The organism is Halotalea alkalilenta (assembly GCF_001648175.1).
GTDB lineage: Bacteria > Pseudomonadota > Gammaproteobacteria > Pseudomonadales > Halomonadaceae > Halotalea > Halotalea alkalilenta_A.
The window spans coordinates 3,665,373-3,681,351 of record NZ_CP015243.1; the positions used below are offsets into that span (position 1 = coordinate 3,665,373).

Genomic DNA, 15,979 nt, shown 5'->3' on the forward strand with positions numbered 1-15,979 from the left:
GGCTGGCCGCAAGCCGCGACGCCCCGCCGCGAAGCCTCGGCGGGGAGACCGGCTCAGCGACCGATCAGCTCGAGCATGTACTGCGGCAGCGCGAAGGCGGCCTGGTGGATCGCAGGATTGTAGTAGCGGGTCTTGAGGCCGCTGGCGGCGAACCGGCGCTCGAGCTCATCGAGCGGCACCCGGCGCGACTCGGGGTCGAGCGCTCCCCAGCCGAACGCCATGCTGCCGCCGACGTAGGTGGGCACCGCGGCGTGATAGAAGTGCCAGCCGGGGAAATGCGGCGCCAGGCGCTCGGCGGTATTGGTGAGCTCCTCGGGCTGCATGAACGGCACGCCGTTCTGGGTCGCCAGGATCCCGCCGTCGTTGAGCCTCGCCCGGCACAGGGCGTAGAACTTCTCGGTGAACAGGGTCTCCGCCGGCCCAACGGGATCGGTGGAGTCGGTGATGATCACATCGAAGGTCTCGGTGGTCTCGGCGAGGAACTTGAGCCCATCGTCGATCACCAGCCGCACGCGGGGGTCGTCGAGGCTGCCGGCGGAATGATTGGGCAGGTACTCGAGGCACATATCGATCACCGCCTGGTCGATCTCCACCGCGACGATCTCCTCGATCGCCTGGTGCCGGGTCAGCTCGCGGATGATCCCACCATCGCCTACCCCGACCACCAGCGCTTTCTTCACTGCGCCGTGGGCGAGCACCGGCACGTGGGTGAGCATCTCGTGGTAGATGAACTCATCTTTCTCAGTGGTCTGGATCGCCCCATCGAGCGCCAGCACGCGACCGAACAGCGGATTATGGAAGATCACCAGGTCCTGGTGGTCGGAGCGACCGTCGAACAGCAGCTCTTCGACCTCGAGGCACTGGCCGTAATGGCGGTGGAGGGTTTCCTGGTACTGCTGCAAAGACGGTTTCAAGGCGCGTTCTCCTGACGAGCGTCCCGCGCGGGCGCGGGACGTTGAGTATCCAATTCAGGAGGGGGAAGCTAAACGATCGACGCGCCGGGTGCCACCCCGAATCGCCGGGTGCGCGCTCAGAACCCCTCGAGCACCACCTTGCCGCGCGCCTTGCCGCTTTCGATGAAGCGATGCGCTCGCACCAGATTGTCGACGCTGATCCTGCCGTAGTGCTCGGCGCAAGTAGTGCGCACACGCCCAGCATCGACCAGCCGGGCGAGCTTCTCGAGCAGCCGGCGCTGCTGGCCGATGTCGGCGGTCTGGTAGAGCGAGCGGGTGAACATCGTCTCCCAGTGCACCGAAACGCTCTTGTACTTGAGCGGAAGGATATCCAGCTCGGCCGGATCATCGATCAGCGCGAACTTGCCTTGGGGCGCGACCAGCTTGGTAATCGCCTCGAGGTGCTGGTCGGTATGGTTGAGCCCGATCACGTAGTCGATACGGTCGATGCCCTGCTCGGCGAGCGCTTGGTCGAGCGGGCGGGAGTGATCGACAACGCGATGAGCCCCGAGCTCGGTCAGCCAGTCGCGCGTCTCGGCCCGCGAGGCGGTGCCGATCACTTCGAGCGAGCTCAGCTGGCGCGCCAGCTGGATGAGGATCGAGCCCACCCCGCCGGCGGCACCGATCACCAGCAGCCGGGGATCATCGAGCGGGTCGGCCCTTTGGATCTCCAGGCGATCGAACAGCAGCTCCCATGCGGTGATCGAGGTCAATGGCAGCGCAGCCGCCTGGGCGAAGTCGAGCGATGCGGGCATGTGCCCGGCGATCCGCGCATCGACCACATGCAGCTCGCTGTTGGCTCCCGGGCGATCGATAGCGCCGGCATACCAGACTCGCTCTCCGGGAGCGAAACCTTCGACCTTGGCACCGACTGCCTTGACCACCCCGGCGACATCCCAGCCGAGCACCTTCGGCGCCTCTTCACTGGCGCTGCCGGGACGCGCGCGCACCTTGGTATCGACCGGATTGACCGACACCGCCTTCACCTCGACCAGCAGATCGTGCTCGCCGGGGAGCGGATCGGGGAGTTCGAGCGCTTCGAGGACATCCGCGGCACCTGGGGCGCAGTAACCGATTGCTTGCATACTGGAAGACTCCTATCGGATGGAACCGTCGGACCGTAAAGATGGACGACGGTCGGGATCAGCGTCAGTCTAATTATCCTTGTGCGTTGAAAAAGACGCCTACCAACGAATGACTTTCTTCATCAGGGCGAAAATGATCCGTCTGGAAGACCTGCGTGTGTTCATCCACACCGTCGATCAAGGCAGCCTCTCCGCCGCCGCCCGCCTGCTCCAGCTCACCCCGGCGGTGGCGAGCAGCGCAGTGGCGAGGCTCGAGCGCGAGCTCGGCGTGCGCCTGCTGATCCGCTCGACTCGCCATCTGCGCCTCTCCGAGGAGGGCGAGCGCTACCTGCCCCACGCCCGTGCGATGCTCGAAACCGAGCGCCAGGGACGCCACGCCCTCGGTGCGGGAGACGGCTTCTCCGGCCAGCTGCGCCTGACCCTTCCCTCCGGACTCGGGCGCCGGCTGCTCAGGCCCTGGATCGACGAATTCCAGCAGGCGCATCCGAAACTCTCGCTCCAGCTCCACATCAGCGACCGCTCGATGAACCTGTTCGACCAACCGCTGGATGCAGCGATCCGCTATGGTGTGCCGCCCGATTCAGGCCTGGTGGTACTGCCGCTGGCGGCGGGCAACCGCCGGGTGATCTGCGCCTCGCCGGACTACATCGCCCGGCATGGCACACCGCGCGAGCCCGCGTCGCTGCGCGAGCACAACTGCTTGTGCTTCGTCTGGCACGAACAGATCCACGATGATTGGCACTTCGACTACCAGGGGCGCGGGCGGCGCATTGCTGTGAGCGGTGATCGCACCAGCAACGATGGCGAAGTCGTCCACCGCTGGGCGCTCGACGGCATCGGCATCGCCTATAAGTCCCACCTCGATGTCATCGACGATCTTCGCGCCAATCGCTTGGTCCAGCTGTTTCCCGCCGAATGGTGCGAACCCGCACCGCTGCATCTGGTCTGCGCCGGCCGCGATGCGCTCTCGCCCGCGCTGCGCGCACTGGCCAAGCACCTGCGCGCGCAGTGCGATCGTCACCTGAACGAAAACGCCGCCCGATGAGGGCGGCGTGGATGTAGAACTGACCGAGATTCAGCTAGCGCTGGCGGTATCGAGCGTCGCCATGTCCTCAGGAGCGAGGTGCAGACGGGCGGAGGAAACCAGGCTATCGAGCTGCCCGCGGCTGGTCGCGCTGACGATCGGCGCGGTCACACCGGGCTTCGCGATCAGCCAGGCCAGCGCGACCTCGGCCGGGGTCGCCTCGACCTTGCGGGCGACCTGGTCGAGGGCGGAGAGGATCCTAAGCCCGCGGTCGTCGAAGTATTTGCCGAGGAACTCTTCGCGACGAGTGCCCTGGATATCCTCCTTCGAGCGGTACTTGCCGGAAAGGAAGCCGGAGGCGAGGCTGAAGTAGGTGATCACCCCGATGTCACGCTCGATGCAAAGCTCGCTCAGCGAACCCTCGAAGGAGCTGCGATCATAGAGATTGTACTCGGGCTGGAGCACCTCGTAGCGTGGCAGGCCCTCGCGGCTGGCGACCTCGAGCGACTCCTTGAGCTGTGCGGCGTCGAGGTTCGACGCGCCGATCGAACGGACCTTGCCGGCCGCGAGCAGCTTCTGGTAAGCACCCAGGGTCTCATCGAAGGAAGTGTCGGGGTCCGGCACATGGGACAGGTAGAGATCGATGTAGTCGGTCTGCAACCGGCGCAGCGAGTCCTCCACCGCCTGGGTGATCCAGCGCTCGGAAAGCCCTTTTTTGTCCGGCCCGAGCTCCGAGCCGACCTTGGTGATCAGTATCACCTTCTCGCGCACGGAGGGGCTGCGCTTGAACCATTTGCCCAGCACGGCCTCGGACTCGCCGCCCTGGTTGCCGGGTACCCAGGTGGAGTAGGAGTCGGCGGTATCGATAGTGTCGAGGCCCGCATCGATCCAGGCGTCGAGCAGTCCGAAGGAGGTCGGTTCATCGGCGGTCCAGCCGAACACGTTGCCGCCGAACACCAGCGGGGCTATCTCGAGGCCCGTCTTGCCGAGGGGACGCTTGTCCATCTTTCTTGACTCCTTAATTAAAGGTAGAAGCCACGCGGAGCGAGGCATTCAGACCCCATTAAGAATAGAAGAAAGTGCGGGAAGGTGTCCTGCCTCATGCGAGCGCATCGTTTGGCCGCTTCTCTTCCTTGGGCGCTCGCAGCGCGGCCAGGGCGGCGAGCGCCGCCAGCGCCAGCAGCATCCAGAACGGCAGCGTCGGCTCGAGCCGATAGAGCGCGGTACTGGCGAGCGGAGCGACGATGGTGCCGAGTCCTTGCATCAGCTGACACAGCCCCGCCACCGCTCCCTGGCGTCCCTCCGGCGCGGCCAGCGAAGCGCCAGCCATGAATCCCGGCAGGATCAGCCCGATCCCGGCGCCGAACAGCGCGTAGGCAACGCAGTAGCTCAGCGCCTGGGCGCTCGCCAGCATCACCACCGCGCCAAGCGCGAGCAGCGGTGCGCCGGTCAGTACCAAGCGACGCGGCGGCCAGCGCATTACCCGGGCCTGCAGCGTCTGCGCCGTCATCAGCATCACGCCGACCAGCGTCAGTCCGATCGCCAGCAGCGAAGCCGTCTCGCGCGCATCCAGCCCTAGACGATCCTGGAAGTAGAAACCAGCGGTGAGATTGATCGTCACCACGCTGATCATCGTCACCAGCCCGATCAAAAGCCAGTTGCGCAGCCCCGGATGCAGCGGGCTGAGCCGCGCAGTCCCTGGATTTCTCGGCCTGGGCGCCGCGGCGGGCAACATCACCGCCACGACCACCAGCATCACCAGCGGCAGCGCGGCGGCGAGCATCAGCGGCCAGAGCAGCCCATGGAGTACCAGCGCGGCGCTGAGCGCCGGGCCAACCACCATGCCAAGGCCACCGGCGGCGCCGATCATCGCCATGCCGGCGCCGCGCTCCGCCGGAGTCGAGGTGGTATCGGCCATGTAGGCCTGGGTAGAGGACGGCGGCGCGGAGAGGAAGCCCCCGACCAGGGTACGGGCGGCGATCAGGGAGAAAAACAGCGCCGTGCCCTGGAGCAAGCCGCTGAGGCCGCTCCAGGCCAGCAGGGTGAACGAGGTCCAACCGAGGAACAGCCCACCGAAACCGATCATCAATACCGGCTTGCGTCCGAGCCGGTCGCTCAATGCGCCCCACTTGAGCCCCATCAGCGCCATCGCCAGCGAGCCGAGCGAAATCATCCAGCCGCCTTGGGTTTCGCTCAGGCCCAACTCTCGGATCAACGGCGCCAGGATCGGTAGAATGATGGCCACGCTCATGCCACCGTTGAAGGCACAGAGACAAAGGGTGAAGCGGGTCCGGTCCATTTGGGCTCCTCGTGAATGCGGCGCCCAGGGTACAAGATGACGACGGAAATGATAATTGCTTCGCTTGATTCAAAAATGCTGCACCAACTTTGCCCACTGGACCCGCAGTCACTACAGTCGTAGTGTTCCAGCGCCGTCGGCGCTTCGTTATCAGCCCCTGGAGGCCCAACTCCTCATGATTCTCCCAGCGACACCCGATGATTGCGCCGTACTCATCGTCGGTGCGGGCCCCAGTGGCCTCGCCCTGGCGCTCACTCTCACCCATCACGGCATTCGCTGCCGGGTGGTCGACGAGCGCACAGGCCCCGACGAGGCTCCGCGCGCGATGGTGGTCCAGGCCCGAACCCTGGAGCTCTATCGCCAGTTGGGCTTCGCCGAGCGGCTGATCGAGCATGGGGTCAAGGTCGACGTGCTCGAGCTGAGCGAGGATGGCGAGGCGCCCTTCCAGGTACTGCTCGGCGATATCGCATCAGGTACCAGCCCTTATCCCTTCCTGCTCTGCATTCCCCAGCGCGATCATGAGCGCCTGCTCGCCACCCGGCTTGCCGAGTTCGGGGTCGAGGTCGAATGGAACAGCGAGCTGAGCGATCTCTACCTGCTGGATGATGCGGTGGAGGCAACGCTGGTCGGCCCAGCCGAGGAGCAGCGCCTCAAAGTCCGCTATCTCTGCGGCTGCGATGGCGCCTACAGCCGGACCCGGACCCTCGCCGGAATCGACGGTCGCGCCGACGATTCGCGCTTGTTCTACGTCGCCGAGGTGCGGCTGGCGGACGACTCCCTCGGCCACACCCTGCGCTTCGAGCTCGGCCAGCAGAGGATAGACATGCTGCTGCCTCACCCGGTCGCAGGCCTGCGTCAGCTCGTCGGCACGCTCGATGAAAGCTCGGAAGATCCCCCCGAGCCCGAGACGCTGCGCCCGCGGCTCGAACGCATCGCAGGGGGAAGCATCGAGCGGATCGAACGGATCGATCACTACCGCACACGCTCATCGATCGCCGAACGCTTCAGTCACGGACATCTGCTGCTGGTCGGCGATGCCGCTCACCAGCACAGCCCGCTGGCGGGCCAGGGCATGAACACCGGGATCGGGGATGCGATCAACCTGGGCTGGAAACTCGCCGCGGTGCTTGAAGGCCACGCCGACGAAAGCCTGCTCGAAAGCTACACAGAAGAGCGGCGCGGCGTCGCCAAGGCGCTCGAGGCCACTAGCGACCGCCTGTTCGAGGGTGCGCTCGATCACGGACTCAAGGGTCGGCTGCTGCGCTCCTTCCTGGTGCCTCACCTGGTGCCGTTTCTTTCCGGCTTCCCCAAGCTGCGTCGCACCCTGTTCCAGACCCTCTCGCAGACCAGGATCGAGTATCGCCGCTCCCCGCTCAGCGCAGGGCTCGCGGGCGAAGTGCACGGCGGCGACCGGCTGCCCTGGGTGAGCATCGACGACAGCGACGAAGACAACTTCGCAACCCTCGACGGCCTGCGCTGGCAGCTCCACGTCTACGGCACCCCGAAGATGTCGCTGGTGGTCGCCGCCGCCGCGCTCGGTCTCGAGCTCGAACTGTTCGACTGGAGCGATAGCGCCCGCCTCGCAGGACTCAAGCGCGACGCCTGCTATCTGATTCGCCCCGATGGCCATGTCGCCCTCGCCTCCCCCAGCCAGGACGTGCTCGCCCTAAAACGCTATGTCGACTGGTATGGGCTCAGCTTCGGCTGATCCAGGCCCGCGGCCGCTCAGGGGCGCAGGGTGAAACTCAGCGGCTCGCCATCCTCGGCGTGCTGGCCGATAAACACCTCGAACTCGCCGGGCTCGATCGTCTCGAGCGGGCCTTCCCCAGAGTAAAAGGCGAGCATGGTCGGGTCGATGCTGAAATCGACCCTGGCGCGCTCACCCGGGTCGAGGGTAACCCGCTTGAAACCCTTGAGCTCGCGCACTGGACGAGTGACCGAGGCGACCGGGTCGTGGAGATAGAGCTGGATCACCGTCGAGCCACGACGCTTTCCTTGGTTGATCACCTCGACGCTGGCCTCCAGCTGGCCGTCGCGCGACAGCACGCGGCTGGATAGTCGCGGGTTCGAAAGCGAGAAATCGGTGTAGCCGAGACCGAATCCAAATGGAAAGAGCGGACCGCCCGCGACATCGAAATAGCGCGAAGTGAATTTGCCCGGGTGAAGTGGATCGACCGGCCGCCCGGTGGGCACCAGGGCGTAATAGAGCGGCAGTTGGCCAACCCGACGGGGAAAGCTGACCGGCAGCCGGCCGACCGGCTCGAAGTCACCGAACAGCACGTCGGCGATCGCATGACCGCCCTCGGTTCCGGCGAACCAGGTCTCGAGCAGCGCATCCGCCTGCCCGGCCTGGCGCTCCAGGGTCAGCGGGCGGCCGTTCATCAGTATCAGCACCAGCGGTTTGCCGGTGCTCTCGAGCGCATCGACCAGCGCGGCCTGCGCCGCCGGCAGGTCCAGCTCGCTGCGACTCGACGACTCATCGCTCATCCCGCGGGACTCACCGACCACCGCGACCACCACGTCGGCATCGCCAGCCGCCGCTACCGCCTCGTCGCGCAGCACCTGGGCCGGACGCGGATCGATCTTCACTTCAGGGGTATAGGTGGTGAGATAGTCGACCACCAGCGGGTCGTCGCTGAAGTTCGCCCCCAGTGCATAGCTCAGGCCCTCTTCACCACCGCGGGCATCGACCAGTCCTTGCCACAGCGACACCGCCTGTGAGGGCGAAGCGGCACCCGACCAGCTGCCTAGGATATCCGCCTGGCTCTTCGCCAGCGGCCCCACTACCGCGATTCGCGCCTTACGATCGAGCGGCAGCGTCTCCCGCTGGTTCTTGAGCAGCACCAAGGAGCGTCTCGCCACCTCGCGAGCCTCGAGGCGATGCAGCCGCGACGGATCGTCGAATGCCAGCGCATCCTCGGTCGAGGGCCCGGAGCGTCGATAGGGATCATCGAACAGACCCAGTGCGTACTTGGCCGCCAGCACCCGACGCGCGGCCCGATCGATCAGTGCAGGGTCGAGTTCGCCGCGCTCGGCCAGCCCGGCGAGATGGAGGCCGTAGACGTCGCTGTTCATGTCGACATCCACCCCGGCCTGGATCGCAAGCCGCGCTGCCTGCTCGGCATCGGCCGCGACCCCATGGCTGATCAGCTCACCGATCGCGCCATGATCGCTGATCACTAGCCCACCAAAGCCCCACTCACCGCGCAGCAGATCGTCGAGCAGCCAGCGATTGGCCGTCGCCGGTACTCCATCGATGCTGTTCAGCGCCACCATCACTCCCCCAGCGCCCGCATCGATCGCCGCCCGATAGGGAGGTAGATGCACCTCGCGCATCTGCCGCCGCCCCATTTCCGCCGGGGCATAGTCGCGTCCGCCCTCGCCCGCGCCGTAGAGCGCGAAGTGCTTGACCACCGCCATCATCGAGTCGGGCGAGGAGAGATCATCGCCCTGGAAGGCATCGACCAGCGTTTCGCTGATCCGAGTGATCAGCCAGGTGTCTTCGCCGAATCCCTCGGACATCCGCCCCCATCGCGGATCACGGCCGATGTCGACCATCGGGGCGAAGGTGATGTCCAGCCCGTCGGCGGCGGCCTCCCGCGCCGCCACTCGGCCGCTCAGCGCGATCGCCGGGAGATCCCAGGTCGACGCCAAGCCAAGTCCGATCGGAAACAAAGTACGCTGGCCATGCACCACGTCGAAGGCGAACGCGAGCGGAATGCCCAAGCGACTGTGCTCGACCGCTTGACGCTGAAGCTCTCGGATATCCTCACGCACCACCGTGTTGAGCACCATTCCGGCTCGCCCCGCGGCGATCGACGAGTTCACCTGATCGCGAGGATGGCTGGGGCCGATGCTGACCAACACCAGTTGACCGATCTTCTCCTCGAGCGTCATCCGCGCCAGCAGATCGTCGAGGAACCGGGCTTCACGCGGGCTTTCCCCAGCGCTCACCTGGAGCTGCGTCGACGTCAGCGCAAGACACCCCACCACCGTCCACACCTGCCATGCCTTGCGCATCGCCGTCCCCTTTAGCCGCTTCTCTTCGTATAACACGGCGGCGATACAGGGATGGCTTTATATCGTTGCGTTGGCGGCGCAAATCGTTCGCGCCCTCGATGCGCCCGGCTCGCACGGGACGAACGGGCGGGGAATTAGAACCAAGGCCCACCTCCCCACATTCGCTCTTGGTGAGCGCCCGAGGAACGAGGGCAGTCGAACCATGCCTCACCACCGTTTTAGTCGAGCAGTCGAGCGCTGGTGATTTCGATCGGCGTCGCTGGCACGTCGGTATGAGGACCTCGGCGGGTGGTCGGTACCTGGGCGATCGCATCGACCACCTCCATGCCGCTCACTACCCGACCGAATACGGTATAGCCGGGACGCCCGGCGGCACCGTCGAGATTGGCGTTGTCGACCAGGTTGATGAAGAACTGGCTGGTCGCCGAGTCGGGATTGGCGGTTCGCGCCATCGCGATGGTACCGCGCCGGTTGGCGAGACCATTGCCTGATTCGTTGCGCACCGGCGCCTGGGTGGGCTTCTGCGCGAAATCCCCGTCGAAACCGCCGCCCTGGATCATGAACCCCGGAATCACACGATGGAACAGGGTGCCCGTGTAGAAGCCCTGGTCGACGTAGGAAAGGAAGTTCTCGACCGTGGCCGGAGCATGCTCGGCATCGAGCTCGACTTCGATCACCCCTCGGCTGGTCTCGAGCGCCACGCGCTGCTCGGCCGCGAGAGCGGGGACGGCCACCAAGGTGGTCAGTGAAAGGGAGAGTATGGTCAGGCAGCGCTTTAGCATCGAGAGACTCCGGTCGGTTACGCAAGCGCAGAAGATAGCCGTCCGGGTGGCGGGACACCAGCCTCGATGGCCACCCTGCGCCGGGCCAGGTACCGACCGAATATGCTGCCCCGGGCGGTCTCGAACTGAGCCAACTCGGCGCTCTCGCCGCTCTTCGACGCTCGATAAGTCACTGCAGTTCTGCAATCCCGCTTGCCAAGTTGGTGGATGACGGAGATTCCCGGCGCCTCTTAAGCTGCGAGTCGTGTCCCGCAGGCCACGGGGCGCCGAGACCAATAACGACAAGAGAGCCTCCGTCATGAACCTTCCGCTCGCCCCGCGCTGGTCGGACATCGATCGACATCCGACCCTGCGCAACCTGCGCCGACGCAAGCACCGACTGATCGTGGTGCTCGGCGCCATCGCTGCGCTCTACTACTTCGCTCTGCCATTCGGCGCTTCGCAGCTGCGCGACCAGTTCGCGCTGCCGATCCACCAGCATCTCAACCTGGGACTTTTGTTCGTGCTCTCGCAGTATCCAGTCGGCGGCCTGCTCGCCTACTGCTATCTACGAGGCATGCGCAGAATCGATGCTGAGACCCAACGCTTCTCCGCCCAGGCTTTCATGGAGGAGCAGCGATGAATCGACCTGTTCGAATCGGCGTGCTCGCCGGCCTGGCGCTCGGCGCCTGCTCGTCGGCCTGGGCAGCACCAACGCTGGTGGAGGACGCCCAACGCGGGATGACCCTCACCGTATTCGCCGCGTTCATCCTCGCCACCTTGCTGATCACCTACTGGGCGGCGCGGCGCAATGCCTCTGCCCGTGAGTTCTACACCGCCGGAGGAGGCATCAGCGGACTCCAGAACGGGCTGGCGATCGCCGGCGACTATCTCTCCGCGGCCGCCTTCCTCGGTGTCTCGGGGCTGATCGCGCTCTACGGGTTCGACGGCATTCTCTACCTGGTCGGCTTCTTCGTCGGCTTCATTCCGGTACTGCTGCTGATCGCCGAACCGTGCCGCAATCTCGGCCGCTACACCCTCGGTGACGTGCTCGCCTACCGCAACGACTTTCGCAGCGCAAAAAGCGCAGGAGCCCTATCGAGCGTCTGCGTGGCGATCTGCTACCTGATTCCGCAGATCGTCGGCGGCGGCGTGATCGTGCAGGCGCTGATCGGGATCCGCTACGAAGTCGCGGTGGTCATCGTCGGTGTACTGATGATGATCTACGTATTCTTCGGCGGCATGCGCGCGACTACCTGGGTGCAGCTGATCAAAGCGGTGCTGCTGCTGCTCAGCTGTTTATTGCTAGTGATCCTCGCCTGGGCACCGTATGGCTTCAGCCTGCCGGGCCTGCTCGGCGCCCTGGTCGAGCATCCAGAGGTGCGCGCCTATGCGGCCGGGCTGACCACTCCACCCGGAGATGCCGCCGCCGCCGCTACCCGCCTGCTCGAGCCGGGACTCTACTTGAAAAATCCGCTCGAGCAGCTATCGCTGGGCCTTGCGCTGGTGCTCGGCACCGCAGCGATGCCCCATGTGCTGATGCGCTTTTTTACCGTGCGCGATGCCGGCACCGCGCGCCAGTCGGTGCTCTACGCGATGCTATTCATCGGCATCTGCCACTTGATGATCGTATTGATCGGCTTCGCCGCCGCACTTTACATCGGCGCGCCCACGATCAGATCGTTCGATCCAGGCGGTAACCTGGCCGCCCCCCTGCTCGCCCAGTACCTCGGCGGTGGCGCGGACAGCCTGCTCGGCAACCTGCTGCTCGCCTTCATCGCCGCGGTATCGTTCACCACCATCGTCGCGGTGGTCGCAGGCCTCACCCTGGCCTCCGCCTCGGCGCTGGCGCACGACGTCTACGTCGGTGCGATCAAGGGAGGGAGCGCCAGCGAGCGCGAGCAGGTGATCGCCGCGCGCCTCGCCACCCTGCTGGTCGGCGCAGTGGCGCTGGTGGTCGGGATCCTCGCCAAGGGCCAGAACGTCGCCCACCTGGTCGGGCTGGCCTACGCGGTGGCCGCTTCGGCCAACCTGCCGGCGCTGCTGCTGACCCTCTACTGGCGCCGCTGCAGTTCGATTGGCGTGCTGGCCGGCGTGCTCGGCGGCACCGCGATCGCGATCGCCCTGGTACTGGTGTCGCCGAACATGAGCTATCCCACCGGCGGCACCAGCCTGGTCGGACTCGAAGCGCCGCTCATCTCATTGCGTAACCCCGGGGTGATCTCGATCCCGCTCGGCTTCGCTCTGGTGGTGGTGTTTTCGCTGCTCTGCCCCGACCGGCTGAGCCAGACGCGCTGGGCGGAGCTCGCGGTTCGCCGCGACACCGGCCAAGGCGTCGCTCAGGCCGTCGGCCACTGACTTCCTCACTGCCGCGAGGCCGTCACTCGCGGCATTCCCATCGCTGGAGAGTTCCGATGTCCTCGCTACCGATCTTCACCGCGGCGGCCTGCCACGCCGCCCCTGTCTTCCTCGACAAAGCAGCGACCACCGACAAGGCCATCGCACTGATCGAGGAGGCAGCCGCCCACGGCGCCACCCTGGTGGTGTTCCCCGAATCGTTCATCCCGGCTTTTCCGATCTGGGCGGCGCTGTGGCCACCGATCGACAACCACGACCTATTCGAGCATATGGTCGAGCAGAGCCTCTACGTCGATGGTCCCGAGGTCGCAGCACTCCAACAAACCGCCGCTCGGCTAGGGGTCAACGTATCGATCGGAATCAGCGAACGCAGCCATGCCAGCGTCGGCTGCATCTGGAACGCCAACCTGGTGATCGACGACCAGGGGCGGCTGGTCAATCATCATCGCAAACTGGTGCCGACCTTCTACGAGAAGCTGATCTGGGCACCCGGCGACGGCGAAGGACTCAAGGTGAATCCTCTCTCGATCGGCCGGCTCGGCGCACTGATCTGCGGTGAGAACACCAACCCGCTGGCCCGCTATGCGCTGATGGCCCAGGGCGAACAAGTGCATATTTCCGCCTGGCCCGCGCTGTGGCCGACTCGACGACCCAGCGCAGGCGGCAATTTCGACAATCTCGCTGCCAACCGTATCCGCGCCAGCGCACATTCGTTCGAGGCCAAGGCGTTCGGCATCGTCTGCGCCGGCTACATGGATGCACCGATGCGCGACTTCCTGGTCGAGCGCGACCCGGCGATCGCTGCGGTGGTCGACGACACCTCGCGCGCGGAGAGCTTCTTCGTCGACCCCACCGGGCGCCAGCTGGGGCCGGCCTTGAGCCGCGAGGAAGGCATTCTTTACGCCGAGCTCGATCTCAACCGTTGCATCGAACCGAAGCAGTTCCACGACGTCACCGGCTACTACCAGCGCTACGACGTGTTCTCCCTGAGCGTCGAACGTCGTCGCCAGCGACCGGTCGCCTGGGTGGACGGCGAAGAGCCGCTGGCTCAGCCGCGGGATATTCTCAACTCGTGAACGCATCGTCGGCGCGAATCGCATCCTCCAGCGCCCGGACCACCCGCTTGATCCTCGGCGCGTAGCGCAGGTCGCGGTGGACCGAAAGCCATAGATCCCGGCCGAGCTCGAACTCCCCCTCGAGCACACGCTTGAGCCCGAAGCGCTCGGCCGCGGAGAAGCTCGGTAGCATGACCAGTCCAGCCCCGGCCGCCGCGGTGAACATCTGCGCCAGCATGCTGGTGGAGTAGAAGCAAAGCGGCGGCTCGGGCAGCAGCGATTCGAGCCAGCGCACTTCGTCGATCTGCACCAGGTCATCGATGTAGCCGACGAACTGGTGCTCGGCGAGATCGGCCAAGCTCTGCGGTTCGCCACGGCGTGCAAGGTAGGATTGGCTGGCGTAGAGATGAAGGCCGAAGCGGGCGACTCGCTCGACCTCCAGCCCACGCCCGCTCGGAGCGAAGAAGCTCAGGAAGATGTCCGCCTCGCGGCGGGTGACATGGACCTGCTGGGTCGAGGTGACCAGTTCGATCTCGATGGTCGGCAACTGCTCGCGAAACTCGGCGAAGACCCGACTCAGGTAGAGCGAGCCGATCCCCTCCATCGATGCGATTCGCACCCGGCCATGCGCACCACCGCTCTCGCCGAGGCGCTCGACGATCATCGTGAATTCGCTATCCATCCCGCTGACATGCTCAACCAGCCGGTGACCCAAGGCGTTAAGCACCAATCCACCGCGGCTGCGCTCGAACAGGCTCTCCCCCAGCATCGTCTCCAGATGAGCGATGCGTCGGCTGACGGTCGATGCATCGACGCCAAGACGCTTGGCCGCCCCGCCGAGCCCGCCGCTGCGGGCTACCTCGAGCAGCACGCGCAGCTCGTTCCAGTCGATCCTGTCTGGCGTCATTGGCATTTCCTGTCTCGGAGGGGGATGAAACGATGAGCGGACAGCTCAAATTGAACATGGCGCCCAGGGCGCGGCAAGCCGGTTCAGCTGTGCCGGTACCGTGCGCGCCGAGCGTTGCGTCGAAGCAACGATCGTTCGCCACCAGCCAGACGTGAGCCGCATCGGTCCTAGCGAATGGGCGGCTCATCAACACCGCTTTAACTAAAAATCAGCCTTAAAGCCGACCGCCGGCCCGATGCCATTGATGCAATCAATTTGTGCTAGCCTTTCGATCATGAACAAGACGTTAGGCATACGCACAGGCGGACGCAGCGCGAGGGTCCAGGCGGCAGTGCATCGGGCAGTGCGCGAGCTGCTCGACGAGCAGCCGCGCGAGGCGCTGACCGTTCCGCAAATCTCCCAGCGCGCAGGTGTCACTCCCTCGACGCTCTATCGCCGCTGGGGAGATCTCGCCACCCTGCTCGGCGATGTCGCCCTCGAGCAGATGCACCCCGACGCCCTTCCCGAGGATACCGGCAGCCTACGGGGAGACCTGCTCGCCTGGGCGCAGGATTATCTCGACGAGGTGGGCTCGCCACTCGGCCGCGATCTGCTGCGAGACGTGGTCTCGAGCCAGGCCAACGATTGCCCCCAGCGCTGCGCTGCGCTGCTCACCCAGCGCCTCGATCGGCTTTTGGCGCGCGCCAAGCGGCGCGGTGAGACGCCGCCGGCGATCGAGGCGCTGGTCGACGCGGTGGTTGCTCCGCTGGTCTATCGCATCCTGTTCGACCCTAACCCGCCCACGCCCGAACAGATCGAATACTGGTTGGATGCCTGCCTGGCACAAGCGCCACGCAGACGACGGCGAAAGAGCATGACGCCAGCCTCCTGACCCCCCATCAACCGCGCTCGTAACGCTCTCGGTGCTGCTCTTTCATCGACAGGTACTCGCGGTCCTCACGCACCCGCCGCCAAGCGGCGTGGAAGATTCGCGCCGACGCCGCCTTGATGGGGTCCTCCTCGCCGATCGGCAGCAGCGCGCCCTGCGCGTCGTACTTGCGCCCCGACGGGCGCTTGGCATAGCGGCGTGAGCGGGTATAGCCCATCTGCAGGTACTTCCGCGCCATGTCCATGCCAACGAAGTCGCCCGCGGCCTTGTAGGCGAAGAACATCTCCTCGAGCTTGGCGGCAGACGCCCGCGCAAGCTCCGGCGTCTTGAACCTCCAGTGCGGTAGCAGCTCGCTCTTGTAGGGTTCGACGTTCATCACCCCCTGCTCTCCACGCCCGATGCGGTAGCGCTCGGGATGGCGACGGTGGTCGAGAGGGCAGGCATCGTCCATCGAAACGGCTCCTGGTCACCCTGCTGGGTTGGCGGTCGAATTCAGGCCCTGCGGTGTCGAGGCTTCGGCGCAAGGCCAGCCCTTGCGACCCGTTCGGCCGCGGTGCGCGCAGCCGGGCGCTGTTCATTGTAGCTGGTCATCTCGGAGCAGTCGGCGGGGCCCTCGGGCGTCGGGCGAATATCGCGCGGCTTTTGTATT

Annotated in this window: 14 protein-coding genes; 6 read left to right on the top strand and 8 right to left on the bottom strand. The window is 65.7% G+C overall.

Annotation, left to right across the window (positions count from 1 at the left end; all coding sequences use genetic code 11):
• Window positions 1-53: 53 nt before the first annotated feature.
• Both speE and A5892_RS16415 read right to left on the bottom strand, forming a co-directional pair.
• Window positions 54-914 carry a polyamine aminopropyltransferase gene (gene speE, locus A5892_RS16410; RefSeq protein ID WP_223302711.1) on the bottom strand — a complete coding sequence of 287 codons (861 nt, stop codon included), beginning with the start codon at window positions 912-914 and terminating at the stop codon, window positions 54-56.
• A gap of 116 nt (window positions 915-1,030) precedes the next feature.
• Window positions 1,031-2,038 (bottom strand): zinc-binding alcohol dehydrogenase family protein, encoded by a 1,008-nt coding sequence (locus A5892_RS16415; protein WP_064123703.1) that lies wholly within the window; start codon window positions 2,036-2,038, stop codon window positions 1,031-1,033.
• Window positions 2,039-2,147: 109 nt separating this feature from the next.
• On the opposite strand from A5892_RS16415, the gene A5892_RS16420 reads away from it, so the two are divergent.
• Window positions 2,148-3,083, top strand: coding sequence for a LysR family transcriptional regulator (locus A5892_RS16420; protein WP_223302712.1), 936 nt, complete (start codon window positions 2,148-2,150; stop codon window positions 3,081-3,083).
• Window positions 3,084-3,113: 30 nt separating this feature from the next.
• Here A5892_RS16420 and A5892_RS16425 read toward each other — a convergent pair whose 3' ends face one another.
• Window positions 3,114-4,067, bottom strand: coding sequence for an aldo/keto reductase (locus A5892_RS16425; RefSeq protein ID WP_064123705.1), 954 nt, complete (start codon window positions 4,065-4,067; stop codon window positions 3,114-3,116).
• 94 nt (window positions 4,068-4,161) lie between these two features.
• A complete protein-coding gene (locus A5892_RS16430) occupies window positions 4,162-5,361 on the bottom strand; it encodes an MFS transporter (RefSeq protein ID WP_064123706.1) in 1,200 nt (399 codons plus the stop codon).
• A gap of 175 nt (window positions 5,362-5,536) precedes the next feature.
• On the opposite strand from A5892_RS16430, the gene A5892_RS16435 reads away from it, so the two are divergent.
• A complete protein-coding gene (locus A5892_RS16435) occupies window positions 5,537-7,069 on the top strand; it encodes an FAD-dependent monooxygenase (protein WP_064123707.1) in 1,533 nt (510 codons plus the stop codon).
• Between the two features lie 17 nt (window positions 7,070-7,086).
• Here A5892_RS16435 and bglX read toward each other — a convergent pair whose 3' ends face one another.
• Window positions 7,087-9,381: a beta-glucosidase BglX gene (bglX, locus tag A5892_RS16440; protein WP_064123708.1), complete on the bottom strand. Its 2,295-nt coding sequence runs from the start codon at window positions 9,379-9,381 to the stop codon at window positions 7,087-7,089.
• Window positions 9,382-9,599: 218 nt separating this feature from the next.
• A complete protein-coding gene (locus tag A5892_RS16445; RefSeq protein WP_064123709.1) occupies window positions 9,600-10,163 on the bottom strand; it encodes a peptidylprolyl isomerase in 564 nt (187 codons plus the stop codon).
• Between the two features lie 298 nt (window positions 10,164-10,461).
• Here A5892_RS16445 and A5892_RS16450 point away from each other — a divergent pair, with 298 nt between their 5' ends.
• Genes A5892_RS16450 through A5892_RS16460 form a run of 3 tightly spaced genes read left to right on the top strand, consistent with a single transcriptional unit; the run spans window position 10,462 to window position 13,576 of the window.
• The gene (locus A5892_RS16450; RefSeq protein ID WP_064123710.1) at window positions 10,462-10,785 is read left to right on the top strand and encodes a DUF485 domain-containing protein; all 324 of its coding nucleotides are present in this window, start codon (window positions 10,462-10,464) and stop codon (window positions 10,783-10,785) included.
• Complete coding sequence (locus A5892_RS16455) at window positions 10,782-12,500, top strand: solute symporter family protein (protein ID WP_064123711.1); 1,719 nt, start codon at window positions 10,782-10,784, stop codon at window positions 12,498-12,500. Before A5892_RS16450 ends, A5892_RS16455 begins: the two co-directional genes overlap by 4 nt.
• 56 nt (window positions 12,501-12,556) lie before the next feature.
• Window positions 12,557-13,576 carry a carbon-nitrogen hydrolase family protein gene (locus tag A5892_RS16460; RefSeq protein ID WP_064123712.1) on the top strand — a complete coding sequence of 340 codons (1,020 nt, stop codon included), beginning with the start codon at window positions 12,557-12,559 and terminating at the stop codon, window positions 13,574-13,576.
• Here A5892_RS16460 and A5892_RS16465 read toward each other — a convergent pair.
• A complete protein-coding gene (locus A5892_RS16465; protein WP_064123713.1) occupies window positions 13,566-14,462 on the bottom strand; it encodes a LysR family transcriptional regulator in 897 nt (298 codons plus the stop codon). The genes A5892_RS16460 and A5892_RS16465 overlap by 11 nt on opposite strands.
• A gap of 274 nt (window positions 14,463-14,736) precedes the next feature.
• Between A5892_RS16465 and A5892_RS16470 the strand changes: the two genes are divergently transcribed.
• Window positions 14,737-15,333 carry a TetR/AcrR family transcriptional regulator gene (locus A5892_RS16470; protein WP_064123714.1) on the top strand — a complete coding sequence of 199 codons (597 nt, stop codon included), beginning with the start codon at window positions 14,737-14,739 and terminating at the stop codon, window positions 15,331-15,333.
• 7 nt (window positions 15,334-15,340) lie between these two features.
• Here the strand turns inward: A5892_RS16470 and A5892_RS16475 are convergent, their stop codons facing one another.
• A complete protein-coding gene (locus A5892_RS16475) occupies window positions 15,341-15,781 on the bottom strand; it encodes a DUF4385 domain-containing protein (RefSeq protein ID WP_064123715.1) in 441 nt (146 codons plus the stop codon).
• Between the last annotated feature and the right edge of the window lie 198 nt (window positions 15,782-15,979).